Origin of the sequence: Streptomyces yaizuensis (genome assembly GCF_034961445.1) — a bacterium.
Taxonomy (GTDB): domain Bacteria; phylum Actinomycetota; class Actinomycetes; order Streptomycetales; family Streptomycetaceae; genus Streptomyces; species Streptomyces yaizuensis.
Window position 1 is genome coordinate 644,279 of sequence record NZ_BSBI01000002.1, and the last position, 18,270, is coordinate 662,548.

Annotated in this window: 16 protein-coding genes; 8 read left to right on the top strand and 8 right to left on the bottom strand. The window is 74.5% G+C overall.

All coding sequences use genetic code 11. The annotated features are described in order from the left end of the window. Positions 1-306: 306 nt before the first annotated feature. The 3 genes from SYYSPA8_RS06620 to SYYSPA8_RS06630 all read right to left on the bottom strand — a co-directional run bounded on the left by SYYSPA8_RS06620 (position 307) and on the right by SYYSPA8_RS06630 (position 3,694). On the bottom strand, positions 307-984 hold the full coding sequence (locus SYYSPA8_RS06620) for an SCO2322 family protein (RefSeq protein WP_323446001.1): 678 nt from the start codon (positions 982-984) through the stop codon (positions 307-309). Beyond that, a complete protein-coding gene (locus SYYSPA8_RS06625) occupies positions 981-2,237 on the bottom strand; it encodes a prenyltransferase/squalene oxidase repeat-containing protein (RefSeq protein WP_323446002.1) in 1,257 nt (418 codons plus the stop codon). Before SYYSPA8_RS06625 ends, SYYSPA8_RS06620 begins: the two co-directional genes overlap by 4 nt. A gap of 401 nt (positions 2,238-2,638) precedes the next feature. Beyond that, positions 2,639-3,694: an MBL fold metallo-hydrolase gene (locus SYYSPA8_RS06630; RefSeq protein WP_323446003.1), complete on the bottom strand. Its 1,056-nt coding sequence runs from the start codon at positions 3,692-3,694 to the stop codon at positions 2,639-2,641. Between the two features lie 280 nt (positions 3,695-3,974). Here SYYSPA8_RS06630 and SYYSPA8_RS06635 point away from each other — a divergent pair, with 280 nt between their 5' ends. Then, complete coding sequence (locus SYYSPA8_RS06635; protein ID WP_323446004.1) at positions 3,975-5,519, top strand: aldehyde dehydrogenase; 1,545 nt, start codon at positions 3,975-3,977, stop codon at positions 5,517-5,519. After that, positions 5,519-5,752, top strand: a complete 234-nt coding sequence (locus tag SYYSPA8_RS06640; protein ID WP_323446005.1) for a ferredoxin — start codon at positions 5,519-5,521, stop codon at positions 5,750-5,752. The genes SYYSPA8_RS06635 and SYYSPA8_RS06640 overlap by 1 nt, the downstream gene beginning before the upstream one ends. A 42-nt stretch (positions 5,753-5,794) precedes the next feature. On the opposite strand, the gene SYYSPA8_RS06645 is transcribed toward SYYSPA8_RS06640, so the two are convergent. Continuing rightward, the gene (locus SYYSPA8_RS06645; RefSeq protein WP_323446006.1) at positions 5,795-6,430 is read right to left on the bottom strand and encodes a TetR family transcriptional regulator; all 636 of its coding nucleotides are present in this window, start codon (positions 6,428-6,430) and stop codon (positions 5,795-5,797) included. 253 nt (positions 6,431-6,683) lie between these two features. Between SYYSPA8_RS06645 and SYYSPA8_RS06650 the strand changes: the two genes are divergently transcribed. The 3 genes from SYYSPA8_RS06650 (at position 6,684) to SYYSPA8_RS06660 (ending at position 10,037) form a co-directional block, all read left to right on the top strand. After that, complete coding sequence (locus SYYSPA8_RS06650; RefSeq protein WP_323446007.1) at positions 6,684-8,096, top strand: glycosyltransferase family 4 protein; 1,413 nt, start codon at positions 6,684-6,686, stop codon at positions 8,094-8,096. Between the two features lie 127 nt (positions 8,097-8,223). Continuing rightward, positions 8,224-8,955, top strand: a complete 732-nt coding sequence (locus SYYSPA8_RS06655) for a class I SAM-dependent methyltransferase (protein WP_323446008.1) — start codon at positions 8,224-8,226, stop codon at positions 8,953-8,955. Further along, positions 8,952-10,037, top strand: a complete 1,086-nt coding sequence (locus SYYSPA8_RS06660) for a prenyltransferase (protein WP_323446009.1) — start codon at positions 8,952-8,954, stop codon at positions 10,035-10,037. Before SYYSPA8_RS06655 ends, SYYSPA8_RS06660 begins: the two co-directional genes overlap by 4 nt. 44 nt (positions 10,038-10,081) lie before the next feature. Here the strand turns inward: SYYSPA8_RS06660 and SYYSPA8_RS06665 are convergent, their stop codons facing one another. Next, positions 10,082-11,140 (bottom strand): LLM class F420-dependent oxidoreductase, encoded by a 1,059-nt coding sequence (locus SYYSPA8_RS06665; protein WP_323446010.1) that lies wholly within the window; start codon positions 11,138-11,140, stop codon positions 10,082-10,084. A gap of 363 nt (positions 11,141-11,503) precedes the next feature. On the opposite strand from SYYSPA8_RS06665, the gene SYYSPA8_RS06670 reads away from it, so the two are divergent. Beyond that, positions 11,504-12,445: a S1 family serine peptidase gene (locus SYYSPA8_RS06670; protein WP_323446011.1), complete on the top strand. Its 942-nt coding sequence runs from the start codon at positions 11,504-11,506 to the stop codon at positions 12,443-12,445. Between the two features lie 151 nt (positions 12,446-12,596). Here SYYSPA8_RS06670 and SYYSPA8_RS06675 read toward each other — a convergent pair whose 3' ends face one another. Together SYYSPA8_RS06675 and SYYSPA8_RS06680 are read right to left on the bottom strand one after the other, a co-directional pair. Further along, positions 12,597-13,424 carry a hypothetical protein gene (locus tag SYYSPA8_RS06675; protein WP_323446012.1) on the bottom strand — a complete coding sequence of 276 codons (828 nt, stop codon included), beginning with the start codon at positions 13,422-13,424 and terminating at the stop codon, positions 12,597-12,599. A gap of 176 nt (positions 13,425-13,600) precedes the next feature. Continuing rightward, complete coding sequence (locus SYYSPA8_RS06680) at positions 13,601-14,254, bottom strand: class I SAM-dependent methyltransferase (protein WP_323446013.1); 654 nt, start codon at positions 14,252-14,254, stop codon at positions 13,601-13,603. A gap of 236 nt (positions 14,255-14,490) precedes the next feature. Here SYYSPA8_RS06680 and SYYSPA8_RS06685 point away from each other — a divergent pair, with 236 nt between their 5' ends. After that, positions 14,491-15,681, top strand: a complete 1,191-nt coding sequence (locus SYYSPA8_RS06685) for a thiolase C-terminal domain-containing protein (RefSeq protein WP_323446014.1) — start codon at positions 14,491-14,493, stop codon at positions 15,679-15,681. Positions 15,682-15,970: 289 nt separating this feature from the next. Further along, a complete protein-coding gene (locus SYYSPA8_RS06690; protein ID WP_323446331.1) occupies positions 15,971-17,419 on the top strand; it encodes an MFS transporter in 1,449 nt (482 codons plus the stop codon). A gap of 52 nt (positions 17,420-17,471) precedes the next feature. Here SYYSPA8_RS06690 and SYYSPA8_RS06695 read toward each other — a convergent pair whose 3' ends face one another. Next, on the bottom strand, positions 17,472-18,131 hold the full coding sequence (locus SYYSPA8_RS06695; protein WP_407705917.1) for a response regulator: 660 nt from the start codon (positions 18,129-18,131) through the stop codon (positions 17,472-17,474). Positions 18,132-18,270 lie beyond the last annotated feature (139 nt).

Below are 18,270 nucleotides of genomic sequence, written 5' to 3' on the forward strand. Positions count from 1 at the left end.
GTGGGGTGGCCGGTTCCTGCGGTGCGGGGTCCGCTGTCCGTGCGGGCGTGGCCCCGGACGCGGTTCGCAGGTCGAGACCCGGGTCCGCCGTCCGGGTGGGGGCGGGGTGCCCGTCCGGCTGCGGGGAGCCGGTGGCCGGATCCTGCGGTGCGGCCAGCGGGGGAGGCGGAGTGTCGCGGGGCGCCCGTGCGGGGGTTGCCGGGGTCCCCTCTCCGCCCATGCCGTGGGCGTCCGGGTGGTCGCCCCCCGTGGGTACGCCGACCGGCCCCGGGTCGCCGGGGGCGGTGGCGGAGGGGGGCGGGGGAGTCATCGGCGGCGGCGGGACTGCCACAGGGCCGCCGCGCCCAGCGCGGCGATCGCGGCGGCGCCGAGGAGCACGCCCAGGGAGGGGCCGCCCGAGTCGGTGTCGTCGCTCGCGGTCGGGGAGGCCTTCTCCGCGCCCTTCTCCGCGCCCTTCTCCGTGCCGACCTGGTCGCCGCAGCCCGTGCGCGGATAGCCGGAGATGGCGCAGAGCAGCGCCTGACCGTTGTAGCGCAGCGGCTTCGCGACCGACGCGAGGGCGTCCGCCGTCGTCGCCGACGACGGGACGCTGGCGCAGGCCGTCCGCGCCTGCGGCGGTGTCTCGCCGGAGGGGGCGTCGGCGGCGGTGCCCGGGTCGATGACGAGGGCGACCCGCTTGGCACCGGACTTCTCCGCCGTGGTCCCGCAGACCGCGCCGAAGCCGGGCGTCTGCCGGGGCCGCGCCGAGTCCGCGCTGTTCTCGCTCACCGCGAAGCGGAACCCGACCACGGAGCCGTCGTCGGGCCGGTGGGTCGCCGGGCCCTCCGTCGCGTACGCCCAGCCGCCCCCGTCGGTCTGCCAGAACGACCAGTACCGGTACCCGGCCGCCTGTGCCGGTCCCGCGCCGAGGAGCCCCAGCGCGGCCGTGAGCGCGAGGACGGCCCCCAGGGCGCGCGCGGCACCCGTGCGGGCGGCGCGGCTCATGAGCGGTTCCTGCGGCGGCCGGTGAAGAGGAAGCCCACGCCGGCGGCCGCCGCGAGCAGCGCGCCCGCGAACCACCACGTACCGGCCCCCGAGCCGGAATCGTCGGCCTTACCGGTGGCGGCGGAAGCCCGCTCCGGCTCGGGGCCGGTCGCGTTCAGGGCCGCCACCAGGTCCGTGCCGCCGAAGTCGCGCGGGTCCCCACCCATCGCGTGCGCGGCCAGGACGAGCTGCGCGTACGCGGCGGGGCCCGACTCCTTCGCCCAGCCCGAGGCGTCCCGCTCCAGGCCGGTCAGCGCCTTTCGCGCGTCCGCCGCGCGGCCCTGCGCGGCCAGCGCGACCACCGCGTCCGCCGTGGTGCCGAAGTCGGGCTTGGGCTCGGGGTCGGAGGAGCCCGGCAGCGGCGGCTGGAGCAGCTGCCCGGTCTTCGCGAGCGCCGCCGCGAGATATCCGGCGCCGTTTCCGGCCGCCTCCGCCAGCGTCTTCGCCGGGCCGCACCCTGCGGCCTTCCCTGCGGCCTCCGTGCCGGTCTTCGCGCTCTTCGTGTCCGGGGCCACCACCAGGCCCTTGCCCGCCGCCGCCGTCACGGCCGCCGCGGTCGAGTCGCCGACGATCCCCGGCTGCTCCGGCTGGTAGACGAAGGCCCCGGCGTGCTCCCGGTCGTCGCACGGCCGCGCGAACGTCAGCAGCGCGTCGTACGGCGACTTCCCGCCCTCGGACCGGGCCCCGTCGGGCCGCTCGCCCGCCGCCGCGAGCGCGCCGATCACCAGCGAGGTCGAGTTGGCGTCGCTGGCGCCGCCCGGGTTGTAGCTCCAGCCGCCGTCCGCGTTCTGGACGGATTTCAGCCAGGTCACGGACTTCTCGACGGCTGATTCCCGCCCGCCGAGCGCGGCCAGCGCCTGCACGGCCGCCGCCGTGGCGTTGGTGTCGGGCAGCGACTTCGGGCCACAGTCGCCGGTGGTGTCCGTGCGGTACGCGGGGTACGCGCCGTTCGCGCAGCTCTGCGCGGTGAGCCAGTCCACCGCCTGCCGCGCGGGCCGCACCCCGGCGGTGTCCTGCGCGAGCAGCGCCAGCGACTGCCGCCAGACGCCGTCGTACGTGGGGTCGCCCGTCCCGTACAGGCCGGCGGGCAGCACCGCCGACGGGGAGGGCGTGGTGGCCGCGAGCGCGGCGGGCGCGGCGGCGGTGACGAGGGCGGTGCCCAGGACGGCGGATACGGCGAGCGCGGCGGTGCCGCGACGGCGTGCGGTGGTCATGAGCGGGGACGTGCCTCTCCTGCGGGAGCCGGGCACGGGCACGCGCGGGTGCCTGGCTCCGGCCCCGTATTCCTCGACGGTGCCTGCACCGGCGGTCCGCCGGTGACGTGAGCCGTCCATGAGCGCGTACGGGGCGTTCCGGCTCGCCGCTCCCGGGTCCCGGTCGGGTCCCGCCTGCGGCTCACGGTTGCGGGTCAGCGCCGGATTTCCACCGGCTTTCCCCCGTACGGGCGTGATGACGACCTGCCCACTGTACGGGGGCCGGGCCGATATCCGGAAGGTGAGCCCCCGCTTCCGCAGCGCAGTCCCGGACCCCGGGAACCCGAACCGCCGCAGACCCCGGCCCCCGGACCGCGCTCAGGCCGCGCTCGGACCGCGCTCGGACCGTGCTCAGGCCGCGCTCAGACCGCGAGATACCGCACCGGCGTCCCCGGCAGCGCCTCCGCCCGCCCCTGCCGCACCAGCCGCCGCAGATGCGCCTCCGCCTCCGCCAGCGCGATGTTCCGGGAGTCGAACGGGATCCGCTCCCAGGGCCGGTTCCACACCATCCGCTCCGCCGCCTCCCAGACGGTCAGCGGCCGCGTCAGCAGGTCCAGCAGCCCGCGCAGCCGCCCCTCGTGGTGGGCCAGCAGCTCCCGTACCCGGCCGCCGGCCCCGGTGAAGGCGTGCTGATGGGCGGGCAGCACCTCGGCCACCCCCAGCCGGGCCACCCGCTCCAGCGAGGCGAGGTAGTCCCCGAGGGGGTCCAGGACGCCCGCCGCCCTCTCGTCGGGGCTCTCGTACAGGCCGATGTGCGGGCTGATCCCCGGCAGCAGATGGTCGCCGGAGAAGAGCCGTCCGCGCCCCGCGAGCCCGGCCGGATGCTCCTCCTCCAGATGCAGGCAGACATGGCCCGGGGTGTGGCCGGGCGTCCAGATCGCGCGCAGCCGCCGCCCGGGGAGGTCCAGCAGTTCGCCCGGGACGATCTCACGGTCGGGCAGGGCGGGCAGGGCCGGCGGGGTGCCGGCCGCCCCGCCGCCGTCGCCGTGCGCCCCCGCCCGCGCGGCCCGCAGGACCGCGAGGTGCGTCTCGGGCGCCCCGTCGCGTTCCAGCCGTCCCGCGAGATAGTCGTACCAGTACAGCGGTGGCTGCTCCCGGGTCCCGCGCACCAGCGCGGCGTCGGCGGCGTGCATCGCGATCCAGGCCCCCGACGCCTCCCGCACCCGCCCGGAGAGCCCGTGGTGGTCGGGGTGGTGGTGGGTGATGACGACCCCGGCGACCTCCCCGATCCCGACCCCGGCGGCCGCGAGCCCCGTGACGAGGACGTCCCAGGAGTCCGGGTCGTCCCAGCCGGTGTCGACGAGCACCGGGCCGCCCCCGGTGTCGAGCAGGTGCACCAGGGTGTGGCCGAGCGGGTTGTCCGGGATGGGCACTCTGATCGATCGGACACCGCCCCGGTGATCGGTGACCTCCGCCATCGCCGCCCGCGCCCCTTCCCGGCCGCTCAGCCGTGGCCCCGCCTTCCGGCGGCGGGAACGTTGCCCATGGTAACGAGAGCTGGTATCCAGTTCTGAAAGACCGTCAGAAATGCGTCCGTGGAACGCGGTTACGCGCGGAGGCAGGCCGTACGACATCAGGCCGTACAACATCAGGCCGTCCGAAAACAGGCCGTACGAAAACAGGCAGGTCCCCGCACAGACAGGCCGTCCGAAAACAGGCAGTCCCCGCACAGCTCCCCGCCCGCAGGAGGCAGCCGTCATGACCGACTTCGTGGAACACGGAAAGCTGTTCATCGGCGGGCAGCTCACCGATCCGCTCACCGATCCGCGCACGACCGCGACCATCGATGTCGTCTCCCCGCACTCCGAGGAGGTCATCGGCCGGGTCCCGCACGCCTCCCGCGCCGACGTGGACCGCGCGGTCGCCGCCGCCCGCCGCGCCTTCGACGAGGGCCCGTGGCCCCGGCTCCCCCTGGCCGAGCGGATCGCCGTCGCCACCCGCATCAAGGACGCGATGGCCGCCCGCCACGAGGAGTTCGCCCGCCTCATCAGCTCCCAGAACGGCTCCCCGTACTCCTGGAGCGTCCTTGCCCAGGGCCTCGGCCCGGTACTCGTCTGGGACGCGTACATCGCCGCCGCCCGCGAGACCGTCCACGAGGAGCGGCGTACGGGGTCACTGGGCCCGCTCCTGGTGCGCCGGGAGCCCGTCGGCGTCGTCGCGGCCGTCATCCCGTGGAACGTGCCCCAGTTCACGGCGGCCGCCAAACTCGCCCCCGCGCTGCTCGCGGGCTGCACGGCCGTCCTCAAACCGTCCCCCGAGGCGCCCCTCGACTCCTACCTCCTCGCGGAGATCGCCCAGGAGGCCGGGCTGCCCGAGGGCGTGCTCTCCGTCCTCCCCGCCGACCGCGAGGTCAGCGAGTACCTGGTGGGCCACCCCGGCGTCGACATGGTCTCGTTCACGGGCTCCGTCGCGGCGGGCCGCAGGGTCATGGAGGTCGCCGCCCGCCACCTCACCCGCGTCACCCTCGAACTCGGCGGCAAGTCCGCCGCCGTGATCCTGCCCGACGCCGACCCGGCCACCGCCGTCGCCGGGATCGTCCCCGCCGCCTGGATGAACAACGGGCAGGCGTGCGTGGCCCAGACCCGGGTGCTCGCCCCCCGTACCCGGTACGAGGAGGTGGCCGAGGCCCTGACCGAGGCGGCCCGGGGGCTCGCCGTCGGCGATCCGCTGGACCCGGCGACCCAGGTCGGGCCGCTGGTGGCCAGGCGGCAGCAGCGGCGTTCGTTCGACTACATCGAGCTGGGCCGCTCCCAGGGGGCGAAGCTGCTCACCGGCGGCGGCCGCCCGGCCGGCCGGGAGAAGGGCTGGTACGTCGAGCCCACCCTCTTCGGCGACGTCGACAACGGGATGCGGATCGCCCGCGAGGAGATCTTCGGCCCGGTGGTCTGTCTGCTGCCGTACGACGACGAGGAGGAGGCCGTACGGATCGCGAACGACTCCGACTACGGGCTCAGCGGCAGTGTGTGGACCGCCGACACCGCGCGCGGCGTCGGCTTCGCCCGCCGGATCAGGACGGGCACGTACTCCGTCAACACCTTCAGCGTCGACATGCGCGGGCCGTTCGGGGGATACAAGAACTCCGGTCTGGGCCGGGAGATGGGCCCGGAGGGGTACGCCGCGTACCTTGAACTGAAGACGGTCCATCTGCCCGCCGGCTACGAGGGCGGGGGCCACGGTGAGGGCCGCGAAGACGGCAGTGACAACAGTGATGGCAGTGACGGCAGTGACAACGGAGTCGGCTGATGGGTGACCGCTGGCGTATCGAGGTCGACCGGGGCGTCTGCATCGGCTCCGGGATGTGTGTCGGGTCCGCCCCGGGCGGCTTCCGGCTGGACGAGGCCCGGCAGGCGCATCCGGCCGCCGCCGAGACGGACGCGGGGGAACACCTGCTGGAGGCGGCCGAGAACTGCCCCGTCGAGGCGATCACCATCACGCTGCTGGGCAGCGGCGAGGCGGTCTTCCCACCGGAGGACTGACCCGCCTCACGCCGTGACCCCGCCTCACGCCCTACCGGCGGCTCAGCGCTCCGGCGGCTGCCGGGGCGCGGCCGACGCCGTCAGGTCGATCAGCCGGCACACCGTCTCGATGTCTATCTTCACCTGCGCGATCGAGGCCCGGCCCGAGAGCCAGGTGATCAGGGCAGAGTGCCAGGTGTGCTCGATCACCCGCACCGCCGACAGCTGCTCGGGCGTCGGCCGGTCGAGCCCCATCGCGTCCAGGATGATCGCGGTCGTCTGCCGGGAGACGGTGTCCACCTCGGGGCTGACGCTCCGGTCCGCGAAGGTCAGCGCCCGGACCATCGCGTCGGCGAGATGCGGCTCGCGCTGGAGCGCGCGGAACGCCCGCATCAGGGTCTCCGCGACCCGCTCGGCCGCGCCCGCGCCCGCCGGGGGCCGCTTGCGCAGGGTCAGATGCATCCCCTGGAGCTGGTCCTGCATGGTGGCGACCAGCAGATGGATCTTGGACGGGAAGTAGCGGTACAGCGTGCCGAGCGCGACCCCGGAGGACTCGGCGACCTCCCGCATCTGGACGGCGTCGAAGCCGCCCCGGGCCGCCAGCTGGGCACTGGCGTGCAGAATGCGCCGACGACGGGCCTCCTGGCGCTCCGTCAGCGGTGTCGAAGCGGACCCCCGCGGCTTGGCTTCGGCAGTCATATGTCCCGTTCCGTCACAGGTGGATCGCCCCGTTCCGTGTGCGTCCGGTGCGGCTACCGGGCGAGTATCGGCCACGGAGCGATCGAACGGGATGGCAGTGCGCCCGCCGTGGTACGAATCACCTGTTCCCGCCCTTACAGCGGGGCTACCTGCCGGTAGATTCAAAGCTCGTTCGAACGACGAGGCTGAAACTTGTTCTAGATTAGCGCGAGCGGTTACGCTCCGCCGAAACGCAGTGAGAAGGGGGCCGCGAGTGACCGCTGAGGCCATCGGAACCGGCCCTCACGCGGGCCCCGGCACGGACTCCCGGGCGGGCACCGACAGCGACCCCGGCACCCTCTCCGACCCCGGCACCGACCCCGGCACCGGCGCCCCCTCGGGCGCCCCCTCCGGCTCCGGTGACGGCGCCCCCTCCGGCTCCGGCGGGCCCCTGCGGATCGCCCTCCTCAGCTACAAGGGCAACCCCTTCTGCGGCGGCCAGGGCGTCTACGTCCGCCACCTCTCCCGCGAACTGGCCGCGCTCGGCCACCGGGTGGAGGTCATCGGCGCCCAGCCCTACCCCGTACTCGACGGCGGCGTCGTCCTCACCGAACTGCCCAGCCTCGACCTCTACCGGCAGCCCGACCCCTTCCGCACCCCGCGGCGGGACGAGTACCGCGACTGGATCGACGCGCTGGAGGTCGCCACCATGTGGACCGGCGGCTTCCCCGAGCCGCTGACCTTCTCCCTGCGCGCCCGCCGCCATCTGCGGGCCCGGCGCGGGGCGTTCGACGTCATCCACGACAACCAGACCCTCGGGTACGGGCTCCTCGGCGACCTCGGCGCCCCCCTGGTGACCACGGTCCACCACCCCATCACCGTCGACCGCGCGCTGGACCTCGCCGCGGCCGCGGACTGGAAGCGCCGCGCCTCCGTGCGCCGCTGGTACGGCTTCACCCGGATGCAGAAGCGGGTCGCCCGCCGGCTGCCCTCCGTGCTCACCGTCTCCGGCTCCTCCCGCGAGGAGATCGTGGACCATCTCGGCGTCCGGGACGAACGGATCCAGGTCGTCCCCATAGGGGCCGACACCACGCTCTTCTCGCCCGATCCGGCCATCGCCGAGGTCCCCGGCCGGATCGTCACCACCTCCAGTGCCGACGTACCGCTCAAGGGCCTCGTCCACCTGGTCGAGGCGGTGGCGAAGCTGCGGACCGAGCACCCGGACGCCCATCTCGTGGTCGTCGGCAGGCGCGCCGACGACGGGCCGGTCGCCCGGCTCATCGAGAAGTACGGGCTCGCGGACGCGGTCGAGTTCGTCAAGGGCATATCCGACACGGAACTGGTCGATCTGGTGCGCAGCGCGCAGATCGCCTGTGTGCCCTCCCTGTACGAGGGGTTCTCGCTGCCCGCCGCCGAGGCCATGGCCACCGGCACGCCGCTGGTCGCCACCACCGGCGGGGCGATCCCCGAGGTCGCGGGCGCGGACGGGGAGACCTGTCTGGCCGTCCCGCCCGGGGACGCGGGCGCCCTCGCCCTCGCCCTCGGCCGGCTCCTCGCCGACCCCGGTCTGCGCGCCCGGCTGGGCGCGGCGGGCCGCCGCCGGGTGCTGGAACGGTTCACCTGGGCGAAGGCCGCCCAGGGGACGGTGGAGCTGTACCGCGCCGCCCTGGTCAGGGCGGCGCGTTGACACCTCAGGACCCCCGGCCCGCCGGCCCGGCCCGCGCTCCCCGCCTCCGCACCCGATGCTCCGGCCCGCCCGGATTCCCCGGACTCGCTCCTTCACCCCGAACCCACGACCCAGAAGGTGGGCCCCCGTGCTGACCGTCGACTTCTCCCGTTTCCCGCTCGCCGCGGGCGACCGCGTGCTCGATCTGGGCTGCGGCGCGGGCCGGCACGCCTTCGAGTGCTACCGGCGCGGGGCCCGGGTCGTCGCCCTGGACCGCAGCGGCGACGAGATACGCGAGGTCGCCAAGTGGTTCGCCGCGATGAAGGAGGCCGGTGAGGCCCCCGAGGGCGCCACCGCCACCGCGATGCAGGGCGACGCGCTGAGCCTCCCCTTCCCCGACGACTCCTTCGACGTCGTGATCGTCTCCGAGGTGCTGGAGCACATCCACGACGACAAGGGGGTGCTCGCCGAGATGGTGCGCGTCCTGCGGCCCGGCGGCCGGATCGCCGTCACCGTCCCCCGCTACGGACCCGAGAAGGTCTGCTGGACCCTCAGCGACGCCTACCACGAGGTCGAGGGCGGCCATATCCGCATCTACCGGGCGGACGAGCTGCTGACCCGGATCGAGGAAGCCGGCCTCGTCCCCTACGGCACCCACCACGCCCACGCCCTGCACAGCCCCTACTGGTGGCTCAAGTGCGCCTTCGGCGTCGACAACGACCAGGTCCTGCCGGTCAAGGCGTACCACCGACTGCTCGTCTGGGACATCATGAAGAAGCCCCTGGCCACCCGGCTCGCCGAACGGGCGCTCAACCCGCTCATCGGCAAGAGCTTCGTGGCGTACGCGACCAAGCCCCAGCTGCCCGGGGCCGGCGCGTGACCACTCCGCGCACCGAACACCTGGTGCTGCCCGGGGTCCTCACCGCCGAGGAGGCGGCCGAGACCGTCGCCGCGCTCCGCGCCGTACAGCGGCCCGACGGCGCCATCCCCTGGTTCCGGGGCCACCACCTCGACCCCTGGGACCACACCGAGGCCGCCATGGCCCTCGACGCGGCCGGGGAGCACGAGGCCGCCGCCGAGGCGTACGCATGGCTGCGGCGCCACCAGAACGAGGACGGCTCCTGGTACGCCGCGTACCAGGACGGCGACGCCGACCGGCCCACCGACCTCGGCAGCGAGTCGAACTTCGTCGCCTATACGGCCGTCGGCGTCTGGCACCACTACCTGGCCACCGGCGACGACGCCTTCCTGGACCGGATGTGGCCGACGGTGTACGCGGCCGTCGAGTTCGTGCTGCGGCTGCGGCTCCCCGGCGGGCAGATCGCCTGGCGGCGCGACGCCGACGGCACCCCCGCGCACGGCGCCCTCCTCACCGGCAGCTCCTCGATCCACCACGCCCTGCGCTGCGCCCTGGCGATCGCGGAGGCACGCGAGGAGCCCCAGCCCGACTGGGAGCTGGCGGCCGGCGCGCTCGCCCACGCCGTCCGCCGCCACCCCGAGCGCTTCCTCGACAAGTCCCGCTACTCGATGGACTGGTACTACCCGGTCCTCGGCGGCGCCCTGACCGGGCCGGAGGCCACCGCGCGGCTGGCGGAGCGCTGGGAGGACTTCGTCGTCCCCGGCCTCGGCGTCCGCTGCGTGGTCCCCAACCCGTGGGTGACCGGCGGCGAGAGCTGTGAACTGGCCCTGGCCCTGTGGGCGACCGGGGAGTCCGACCGGGCGCTGGAGATCCTCCAGGCCATCGGCCATCTGCGGGCGCCGGGCGGGCTGTACTGGACGGGGTACGTCTTCGAGGGCGAGGACGGCGAACGGGGCGTCTGGCCGCGCGAGCTGACCACGTGGACGGCGGGGGCGCTGCTGCTCGCGGTGGCCGCGCTCGGCGGGCACGAGGCGACCACGGCGGTCTTCGGCGGGGAGCGGCTGCCGCACGGTCTCGCCCCGGACTGCTGCCCCGCCCCCTGATCCGGGGCGCGGTGATCCGGGCCCGCTGATCAAGGGCCCGGTGGTCAGAGGGCCAGTTCGGCCAGGGTCCGCAGGGTGAGCGGGTCGGGGGCGGTCAGCAGCAGATCCGTCACCGGCCCGGACCGCCACGGCGCCAGCCGTTCGGCGATCCGCTCCCTCGGCCCCACGAGCGAGATCTCGTCCGCGAACGAGTCCGGTACGGCGCGCACCGCCTCCGCGCGCCGCCCCTCGGCGAACAGCCCCTGGATGCGCCGGGCCGCCTCCTCGTAACCCATGCGTGCCATGAGGTCCGCGTGGAAGTTCCGGGTGGCGTGGCCCATCCCGCCGATATAGAAGCCGAGCATCCGCTTCACCGGCAGCAGCCCCTCGGCGGGGTCGGCGCAGACCCGGGCGTGGACCAGGGGCGCGACCGTGAAGCCGTCGGGCAGCGCGCCGGGTGCGCCCGTTCCCGCTGCTTCCGGGGCGGCCGTCCCCGTACCTCCGAGGGCGGGCCCGTACGCGTCGGCCCGCAGTGGGGACCAGTACAGCGGCAGCCAGCCGTCGGCGATCCGGAGCGTCTGTGCCACGTTCCGGGGCCCCTCCGCGCCCAGCAGCACCGGCAGCGAGGCCCGCAGCGGATGGGTGATCGACCTGAGCGGGCGGCCGAGACCGGTGCCGTCGGGGCCCCGGTACGGATGCGAGTGGAAGCGTCCGTCCAGGGTCACCGGCCCCTCGCGGCGCAGCACCTGCCGGACCACCGACACGTATTCGCGGGTGGCGGTGAGCGGGCTCGCGGGGAACGGCCGGCCGTACCAGCCCTCCACCACCTGGGGGCCGGAGAGCCCCAGGCCCAACATCATCCGGCCACCGGAGAGATGGTCCAGGGTGAGGGCGTGCATGGCGGTCGCGGTGGGGGAGCGGGCCGCCATCTGGGCCACGGCCGTCCCCAGCCGGATCCGGCTGGTGTGCGCGGCGATCCAGGTCAGCGGGGTGAAGGCATCGGAGCCCCAGGACTCGGCGGTCCAGACGGAGGTGTAGCCGAGGCGTTCGGCGCTGCGGACGAGGTCGAGCTGCCCCGGGGTGGGGCCGCGGCCCCAGTAGCCGAGCGCGATTCCCAGTCGCATGTCCACGCCTCCGCAGATCAGCGCCGCCCTGCCCGCATCCTGACGAAGCGTCAGGTTACGTCGGGCGGCGCCGGGCTGCAATCCCCCGTGGTCACTTTCCGGAATGGCCGGAAATCGATGTCGAGTGAATGAACCGCCCCACCCCGGAATCCCTCTTTCCCGATGGACCGCAAAAACCCTTCAAAAGGAGACGGGTGAGAAATTGATTCATTCTCCGGAATCACCTTTGACGCCCCCGTCCGGGCGCTGTTAGCTTCCAGGAGACCATTGCTCGCAGGATTTGCTGGGCAGTAATTCCGGCCTGACCAGCCGGAATTGCCCGGTGTCCGTCGGGCTTTTCTCTTCGGGAACGGACGACATTCCATGAGAAGTGCTGTATTCCAGGGCCGCACCGGCCGTGCCGCCGTCACGGGGGTGGCGGCCGCAGCCGCGCTGTCGCTGCTCGCACTGGCCGCCCCGGCCCAGGCGGGTCCCGCCGGCCCCGCCGGCGGCCAGAGCGCCGAGGCCCGCGCCCAGGCCGCCGAACCCCGGAAGAACCCCGGCGCCCGCATCATCGGCGGCGGCGCCGTCCCCAACGACAAGTACCCCTTCATGGCCGCCCTGCTGAGCAAGGGCAAGGGCAGCGCCGCGGGCCGGAACTTCTGCGGCGGCAGTCTCGTCGACGCCTTCACCATCATGACCGCCGCCCACTGCGTCGCGGGGGCGGATCCGAAGGGCATCCAGGTCGCCGTGGGCCGGACCGTCCTGTCCAACTCCCGGCAGGGGCAGATCCGCAATGTGGAGGCGATCACGGTCCACCCCCGGTACGCCAAGAACCCGGCGTACGACCTCGCCTTCCTCCACCTCGACTTCGCGAAGCCGGTCCAGGGGATCGTCCCGGTGAAGCTCCCCACCGTGGGCACGGACGCCCTGATCAAGCCGGGCGCCCTCGCCACCGTCACCGGATGGGGCGCCACCGACACCGATCTGCCGGAGACCACCGACCGGCTGCGCGAGGTCAAGGTGCCGATCCTGTCGCACGCCGAGTGCGAGGCGGCGAGCGAGCCCGGCCCGTACACCTCCGGCATCGACCTCTGTGCCGGCGTGGAGGGCAAGGACTCCTGCTGGGGCGACAGCGGCGGCCCGCTCTTCCGCACCATCAAGAACCGGGAGACCCCGATCCAGATCGGCGTGGTCTCCCGGGGTGACGGCTGCGCGGCCCAGGGCGGCCCCGGTATCTACACCTCGCTCAGCTCCGCCAAGCTGTGGAAGACCCTGCACGAGTCCCCCGCCGGCAAGAAGATAGCCAAGCGACTCGGCCGCTGATCCGGCCGTGAATTCCCCCACCGGCCCCTCGGGGACACCGAGAGCCCCGGACCCTGAAAGGCCCGGGCCCTGACGACGATGACCCCCGCCGGGCCCCGGCGGGGGTCATCCTCATCCTCATCGTCCGCGGCAGCGGCCGCCGTGCCGGATGTCAGCCGCGCTGAATTCCGGACGTGTCCTGAAGCACTCCACGCCGGCCGTCCTGGGTCTGCGCGACCAGCCCGGAACCGCGCTGCTCGACGGCGAGATACCAGGTACCGGGCGTCAGCTCGGCGATCTGACCCGCCGAACCGTCCTCCGCGTACAGCGGACGGGCCACCGGCACCGCGAACCAGAACGGCGCGAACTCCGCCGCCGGCGCGGCCGCCGGAGGCTGCCCGCCGAAGGACGAGGCACCGGAGGGACCGGGCTGACCACCCTGCGGCTGACCGCCGCCGAACGGCTGCGCACCCGCACCCGGGTAGCCGTAACCGCCCTGCGGCTGACCGCCGTACGGGGTCGGCGCGGCCGGGCGCGGAGCCCCGAGCAGCGGGGCCTTGAACGCCGGCACCAGCTGCGAGCAGACCGCGCCCGCGGCGAGCAGCAGCGCGGCGGCGAAGCCCAGGATCAGACCGGAAGCGGCCCCCATGTCCGGCATCTCCGCGAACATCGAGCCGCCCGGGTCGAAGACCGCGCCCAGCGCGGTCCACGCCACGAAGAGCGTCAGCGCCGTGCCGAGCTGGCCCGGCTCGATGCCGAGCACCTTCGGCGGCCGGGGCAGCAGCCGCGCCAGCACGATCAGCGCGGCGGCGACGACACCCGCCAGATAGACGCCGAGCAGCAGGGCACCGTTGCCCCAGGCGTTCGGTGATTCGAGATCGGGGCAGACCTGGCCACTCTTGCAGCTGATGTCCCACGTATCCAGGAACGAGGCGATGAACAGCAGTACCGCTGCTCCGATCACCACGCCGTCGCCTCTCGTGAGGGAGCGGATGTTCACGTATGAAGTCCTTCGCAGGTCGACTCATCGGGGCGGTGTTCGCTGCCGCCGTGGGCGGTGAGCGGGCACGGAGCCGGGGAACGCTCCCCGTCGTGTTCGCGGGAATGAATCTATCGTCTGCCCGATACCCCCGTCTGCCTGGCGGTGTGTGAGGGCCGTGTGCGCCCGGCCGCCCGTCAGATCCCCGGACCGGTGCGGCGCAGCACCCGCAGCGAGTCCGTCACCGAGACCTCCGTGAACGCGCCCGATGCGAGGGCGCGCTGATGGATCCGGTACGGCGCCTGCCCGCCGTCGGCCGGGTCCGGGAAGACGTCGTGGATCACCAGCAGCCCGCCGTCCGCCACCCGGGGCGCCCAGCCCTCGTAGTCGGCGCCCGCGTGCTCGTCGGTGTGCCCGCCGTCGATGAAGACGAGCCCGAGCGGGGTCCCCCACACCCGGGCGAGCTGCGGCGACCGGCCCACCACCGCGATCACGTGCTCCTCCAGACCGGCCAGGAACAGGGTGCGGCGGAACCTCGGCAGGGTGTCCATCCGGCCGCACTCCGGGTCCACCAGCGTGGGGTCGTGGTACTCCCACCCCTCCTGCTGCTCCTCGCTGCCCCGGTGGTGGTCGACGGTGACGGCGGTGACCCCGGCGGCCCGCGCGGCGTCGGCGAGCAGGATGGTCGAGCGCCCGCAGTACGTCCCCACCTCCAGCAGGGGCAGTCCGAGCGCCGCCGCCTCCACCGCGGCCGCGTACAGCGCGAGACCTTCGGCGCGGGGCATGAAGCCCTGGGCGCTCTCGAAGGCGGCGAGGGTCGCGGGACCGGGTGTCGCAGTCGTGGCCGGCATCGGGTTCCTCCTGGTCGTCGGGGGCAGCGTGGTCAGCGGGGACAGCGGTGCCATGGGTGGGGTCCGGGGCGCCCATCGTGCCGTACGGGTGCGAGCCTGCGGCGTCCGGCCCTGATCCTGGCCTCGGCTTCGGCGCTGCGCCCGGCCCGTGGTGTCCTGGGCCTACCGCCCGACTGGAACGTGTTCTAATCTGCCGCTCGGTACGGCCCGCCCAGGCGACCGGAGGAGAGCGCGCCATGGCAGAGAGCTGGATCGCCGGTGTCGGCATGACGGCGTTCGAGAAGCCCGGGACCCGTGACCGGCCGTACTGGGAGATGGCCGGGGAGGCCGGGGCAGCCGCACTCGCCGACGCCGGGATCTCCTACGCGGACGTGGAGCAGGCCGCGGTCGGCTACTGCTTCCAGCCCTCGACCGCCGGCCAGCGCGCGGTCTACGAACTCGGCCTCACCGGCATCCCCGTCTACAACGTCAGCAACAACTGCGCCACCGGCGCCACCGCCCTGATGCTGGCCCGCCAGCTCGTCGAGGGCGGCGCCGCCGACTGCGTACTCGCCCTCGGCTTCGAGAAGATGCGGAAGGGACCCCTCGGCGGCGGCGCGGACAGCGGCGACCTCGCGGCCTCGCCCGTGGCCCGCCACTACGGGGTCATGGCCGCCGCGCACGGCTTCGGGACCACCCCGCCCACCGCGCAGATCTTCGGCAACGCGGCCCGTGAGCACATGGCCCGCCACGGCACCACCGAGGCCCAGCTCGCCGCCGTCGCCGCCAAGAACCACCGCCACTCGGCGGCCAACCCGCGTGCGCAGTTCCGCCAGGTGTGGAGCGCGGCGGAGATCCTGGCCGCGCCCACCGTGCACCGGCCGCTCACCCGGCTCCAGTGCTCGCCCACGTCGGACGGCGCCGCGGCGGCCGTCGTCGTCTCCGCGCGGTTCGCCGCCCGGCGCGGACCGCTGCCCCGGGCGGTCGCGATCGCCGGGCAGGCCATGGCCACGGACACCGGGGACTCCTTCGCCTCCGGTTCCTGCATCGACGTGGTGGGCCTGCCGATGTCCCGGGCCGCGGCCCGCGGCGCCTGCGAGGCCGCCGGTCTCGGGATCGAGGACGTCGACGTCGTGGAGTTGCACGACTGCTTCTCCATCAACGAGCTGCTGACGTACGAAGCCCTCGGCATGTGCCCGGAGGGGGCCTCCGGCGAACTGGTGGAGAGCGGGGCCACGACGTACGGCGGCCGCTGGGTGGTCAATCCGTCGGGCGGACTGATCTCCAAGGGGCATCCGCTGGGCGCCACCGGCCTCGCCCAGGTCGCCGAGGTGGTCTGGCAGCTGCGCGGCGAGGCCGGCGACCGGCAGGTACCGGGCGCGCGGACCGGGCTCGCGCACAACATCGGGCTGGGCGGGGCGGCGGTGGTGACCCTGCTCCGCGCCTGAGGGAGGGCCGGGCGCGACGGGAGGGCCGGGCGCGACGGGCGGGCCGGGCGCGACGGGCGGGCCGGGCGCCACGGGCGGGCCGGTACGGTCGTGCGCGGCGACGGGCCGAGGCGCGCGTACGGCACGGTCGTGCGCGGCGGCGCCCGGATCCCCGGCGTCCGGATCCCCGGCGTCCAGGCTCTCCGGGTGACCGTAACGACCCGGACCATCCATATCCCCATCCCCAGCTGGCCGGATGCGCGCGATGTCCAGAAGATCCGGATGTACGGACCGGAGCGTGGCTGGAACCATGGCGCCCATGCCCCACGTCCCGTCAGAGACCCACCGCGCCCATCAGGACCTCATACCCGGACCGCCGTCCCGCCCCGCCCGCGCCTGGGCCGTGCTCCTCGCCGCCTGCGCCGGCCACTTCCTCGTCGTCCTCGACGTCTCCGTCGTCAACGTGGCCCTCCCCTCCATGCGGACGGACCTCGGGCTCTCCACGACGGGACTCCAGTGGGTGCTGAACACCTACACGATCGCGTTCGCCGGCTTCATGCTCCTCGGCGGCCGGGCCGCCGACCTCTTCGGCAGCAAACGCACCTTCCTCGCCGGTCTCGGCCTCTTCACCGCCGCCTCGCTCGCGGGCGGGCTCGCCCAGGAGGGCTGGCAGCTGCTCGCCGCCCGTACCGCACAGGGCCTCGGCGCGGCCGTCCTCGCCCCGGCGACCCTCACCATCGTCACCGCCGCCGTCGCACCGGGACCCGCGCGCACCCGGGCGATCGGCACCTGGTCGGCGGTGGGCGCGGCGGGCGGCGCCGCCGGAGGCTTCGTCGGCGGCGCCCTCACCGATCTGCTCTCCTGGCGCTGGGTGCTGCTCATCAACGTCCCCGTCGGCGCCCTGGTTCTGGTGGCGTCCGTGGCCTGGCTCGGCCGCGACCGTACGACGGAGGGGCGCCGGCTGGACCTCCCCGGCGCCGTCCTGGTGACCGGCGGACTCGCCGCCGTCGCCTACGGCGTCGTCGAGACGGAGGAGTCCGGCTGGGGCGCCGCCGCCACGCTGCTGCCCCTGCTCGGCGGAGTCGCCCTGCTGGCCCTCTTCGTCCTGGTCGAGGCGCGGACCCGGGCCCCGCTCGTCCCGCTGAAGCTCTTCCGCTCCCGCGCCGTCGCCTCGGCCAACGTGACGATGCTGCTCTGCGGTTCGGCCTCGTTCGCCATGTGGTTCTTCATGACGGTGTACGCGCAGAACGTGCTCGGCTACTCGCCCCTCCAGGCCGGCCTGGCGCTGATCCCCAGCTCCATCAGCATCGTCCTGGGCTCGACCCTCGCGCCCTGGGTGATGGCGCGGACGGGGCCGCGCGCCGTCGCCGCCGCCGGGCTGCTGATCGCCGCCTGCGGCTACGCCTGGCAGTCCACGATGACCGCCGACGGCACCTTCCTCGGCACGATCCTCGGCCCCGGCATCCTGATGATGACGGGCATCGGGCTCGCCGCGACCCCGCTGGCCGCCGTCGCCACGGAGGGGGCGGCACCGGGCGACGCCGGACTCGTCGCCGGTCTGATCACCACCTCCCGCACGATGGGCGGCGCGGTCGGCCTCGCCGTGCTCTCCACCGTCGCCGCCGCCCGTACCGACGGCGGTACGGGGGCCGCCGACCTCACGGCCGGGTACGCGCGGGCGTTCCAGGCCGGGGCGGGGCTGATGCTGACGGCGGCGCTGCTCAGCCTGCTCTGGCTGCCGCGCCGGCCCGCGAAGTAACGCGAAGTAACGTTCATCCGGACCGTGTTCACCCGGTGATCGCGGCGGGGCGTCACAGCCAGCCGTGGTCGCGGGCGGTCCGCGCCGCCTCCGCACGGTCGCCGGTGCCGGTCTTGGCGACGGCGGCGGCCAGCGCGGACCGTACCAGCGACTCCGGCAGGTCCAGCGCCCTCGCGACGGCCCCGGCGGACTCCCCGTCCGCCGCCAGCGCCAGGACCTCGCGCTCCCGCGCCGACAGCGGACTCGGGCCCGCGCTCCGGGCGGCGGCCGCCAGCGCCGGGTCGACCACCGTCTCCCCGGTGAGGACCCGGCGCACCGCGTCCGTCAACTCCTCCACCGGGCCGTCCTTGACCAGCAGCCCCGCCGCCCCGGCCGCCAGCGCCCTGGGCAGATACCCCGGCCGGGCACTGGTCGTCAGCAGCAGCACCCGGCACTCGGGGACCTCGCGGCGCAGTTCGGCGGCGGCGTCGAGACCGCCGAGCCCCGGAAGCTCGATGTCGAGGAGCGCGACGTCGGGGCGTACCTCCAGGGCCGTGGGGGTCACCTCGTCGCCCCGGCCCACCTGCGCGACGACCGTGAAACCGGCCGCGAGTTCCAGCCGCAGGGCGAGCGCTCCGCGCAGCGCGCCCCCGTCCTCGGCGATCAGCAGCCGTACACCCAGGCCCACCCGATGGTCCCGGGGCTCCCCGGGGATCTCCGCCACGGGGCACATCGTAGGTGCGGCACAGGCGGTCCGCCGGTGACGACATGGCGGGCGAACGGGTCGACGTCGAGGGGGCGGGGCATGCCCCCGGGGTGCGATCCGGAGCCCGCCGGAGGCGGTGCCGACGGCCTTCACAAGTGTGGACGGC

Coding starts and splice junctions, on each gene's coding strand:
- SYYSPA8_RS06680 (WP_323446013.1), bottom strand. CDS start 14,254: ATGCCGGCCACGACTGCGACACCCGGTCCCGCGACCCTCGCCGCCTTC.
- SYYSPA8_RS06670 (WP_323446011.1), top strand. CDS start 11,504: ATGAGAAGTGCTGTATTCCAGGGCCGCACCGGCCGTGCCGCCGTCACG.
- SYYSPA8_RS06685 (WP_323446014.1), top strand. CDS start 14,491: ATGGCAGAGAGCTGGATCGCCGGTGTCGGCATGACGGCGTTCGAGAAG.
- SYYSPA8_RS06695 (WP_407705917.1), bottom strand. CDS start 18,131: ATGTGCCCCGTGGCGGAGATCCCCGGGGAGCCCCGGGACCATCGGGTG.
- SYYSPA8_RS06630 (WP_323446003.1), bottom strand. CDS start 3,694: ATGGCGGAGGTCACCGATCACCGGGGCGGTGTCCGATCGATCAGAGTG.
- SYYSPA8_RS06645 (WP_323446006.1), bottom strand. CDS start 6,430: ATGACTGCCGAAGCCAAGCCGCGGGGGTCCGCTTCGACACCGCTGACG.
- SYYSPA8_RS06625 (WP_323446002.1), bottom strand. CDS start 2,237: ATGACCACCGCACGCCGTCGCGGCACCGCCGCGCTCGCCGTATCCGCC.
- SYYSPA8_RS06635 (WP_323446004.1), top strand. CDS start 3,975: ATGACCGACTTCGTGGAACACGGAAAGCTGTTCATCGGCGGGCAGCTC.
- SYYSPA8_RS06620 (WP_323446001.1), bottom strand. CDS start 984: ATGAGCCGCGCCGCCCGCACGGGTGCCGCGCGCGCCCTGGGGGCCGTC.
- SYYSPA8_RS06665 (WP_323446010.1), bottom strand. CDS start 11,140: ATGCGACTGGGAATCGCGCTCGGCTACTGGGGCCGCGGCCCCACCCCG.
- SYYSPA8_RS06640 (WP_323446005.1), top strand. CDS start 5,519: ATGGGTGACCGCTGGCGTATCGAGGTCGACCGGGGCGTCTGCATCGGC.
- SYYSPA8_RS06690 (WP_323446331.1), top strand. CDS start 15,971: ATGGCGCCCATGCCCCACGTCCCGTCAGAGACCCACCGCGCCCATCAG.